The following is a 2,019-nucleotide window of genomic DNA, read 5'->3' as shown; positions in this document are numbered from 1 at the left end:
GGAACCGCATCACCGCCCTCCCCTGAGCGCATCGCGCTGGCAGGATCAGCGACGGTGGACGGGGCCGCGGCAGATGGCCGACGCGCAGGAGGAAGCAAGACGGATCGCGGAACGCATCCGTCGGGCGCGGGTGTCGCAGCGGCGTTCCCAGCACGACGTGGCCGCAGCGCTCGGGTATCACCAGTCCAAGGTGAGCCGTCTGGAGAGCGGACGCGGCACGCAGGACATCCGCGTACTGCGCGCCGTCGCCCGCGAACTGGACATCCCGCCGCACGAGTTGGGCCTCGCCCCGCCTCAGGACGTCTCCGCCGCCGATCAGGAGGCTGACGACATGCGACGCCGCACCTTCCTCTCCGCGAGCATCGCAGCGCTCACGGCTCCGGCCGGCTCCCCGCCCTCGCACACCGCCCTCGTCCAGGCCCTCCTGCCCGGTGCCGACCCTCCGGGCACCGGTGACCCGCAGGACACGGCCGTCCTGCACGACCGCGTCGCATCAGCACTCAGGCTCCTCCACACCTGCCACTACGCGGAGTTGGAGCGCGCCCTCCCCGGCCTGATCGCCGACCTGCGACAGGCAGCCGACGACGCGACGAACAGGGACACGGTGTCCCGGCTCCTGGCCACGGCGTATCAGACGACCACAAGCCTGCTGCTCAAACGGCACGACCAGGGCACCGCATGGCTCGCCGTCGGCCGCGCGATGGCCGAGGCCGAACGGTCGGGAGATCCGGTCGTCCTCGCCTCCAGCGTTCGCGTCCAGGCCCACGTCCTGGTCCGCGAACAGCACGCCACGCAGGCCGTCACCCTGGTCCGGCACACCGCCGGCCGGCTCGCCGGCTCCTACGACCGGCGCTGTCCGCAGTACCTCGCTGCGGTAGGACTGCTGCTCCTGCGCGGCGTGACCGCGGCCAGCCGCCTCGGCGATCGCGCGGCCACGCAGGAATTCCTCACCGAAGCGAAGGACGTCTCGCGGTACGTCGCTCTCGACCGGCCCGGCGCGTGGGCCACCTTCAGCCCGACCAACGTCGCCCTGCACGAGCTGAGCGCTCTGGTGGCCTTCGGCGACGCCGGCCTCGCCCTGCGGGCGGCACAGCCCCTCATGCGCCGCCCCATCCCGGTCCCCGAGCGCCGCGCCGCACTCTGGATCGAGACGGCCCGCGCCTACAGCCAGCAGGGCCGCCTGGCCGACGGCTACCAGGCGCTGAGGATCGCCGAGTCCTGCGCCGCCCAGGACATCCGCCGTCCGGACATCCGCAGCCTGGTCGCCGACATGGCCGCCCGCGACCGCCGACGAACACTGCCGGAACTGCATCATTTCAGCCGCCAGTTGGGAGTCCCCACGTGACAGAACCGACCGCCCTGGACACCAAGCCCTTCCTGTACGTCGTCGTGTGCGCGTCGGGCGTGGCCCCTGACGTCGGCACGCTCATCACCGCCGCCCAGAAGGCCGACTGGAACGTCGGCGTCATCGCCACACCGCAGGCACTGGGGTTCATCGACACCAGGGCGATCGAGGCGCAGACCGGCTACCCGATCCGTTCCGCCTGGCGTACACCGGGGCAACCGCGTCCCCTGCCGCCGGCGGACGCGATCGCCGTGGCTCCCGCCACCTTCAACACCATCAACAAATGGGCCGCCGGCATATCGGACACCCTCGCCCTGGGCATCCTGTGCGAGGCCTACGGCCTGGGCATCCCGACTGTGGCCCTGCCCTACGTGAACTCCGCCCAGGCCGCCCACCCCGCCTACCGGCAAAGCCTCGACCGGCTGCGGGACATGGGCGTCCTGATCGGCTCCTACGACCCGCACCGCCCCAAGGCCGGCGGCGGCGCGGAACGCTTCCGCTGGGAGGAGGCACTGGAGTTGCTGGCGTCGGCGACCGGGGGCGTGGACCGGAACCGATGAACCCCCTGGTGGCCTTCGCCACTCTGCGGTTCGGGGAGCTGGCGGCCTTACGGCGCCGGGACATCGACGTGGAGGGGCGGACCGTGACGGTGCGCCGTGCGCAGGCCGAGCTGC

The 2,019-nt window shown here is 72.3% G+C and carries 2 protein-coding genes; both read left to right on the top strand.

Annotation, left to right across the window (positions count from 1 at the left end; all coding sequences use genetic code 11):
- The first annotated feature begins 73 nt into the window (after positions 1 to 73).
- Complete coding sequence (locus AB0I83_RS31420; RefSeq protein WP_125500650.1) at positions 74 to 1,345, top strand: helix-turn-helix transcriptional regulator; 1,272 nt, start codon at positions 74 to 76, stop codon at positions 1,343 to 1,345.
- Positions 1,342 to 1,905, top strand: coding sequence for a flavoprotein (locus AB0I83_RS31415; protein ID WP_125500649.1), 564 nt, complete (start codon positions 1,342 to 1,344; stop codon positions 1,903 to 1,905). The genes AB0I83_RS31420 and AB0I83_RS31415 overlap by 4 nt, the downstream gene beginning before the upstream one ends.
- Positions 1,906 to 2,019 lie beyond the last annotated feature (114 nt).

It is taken from the genome of Streptomyces sp. NPDC049970, from assembly GCF_040660235.1.
Classification (GTDB): Bacteria; Actinomycetota; Actinomycetes; order Streptomycetales; family Streptomycetaceae; genus Streptomyces.
The sequence above is the reverse complement of the archived record's forward strand: the minus strand, read 5'-3'. Positions and strand labels throughout refer to the sequence as shown.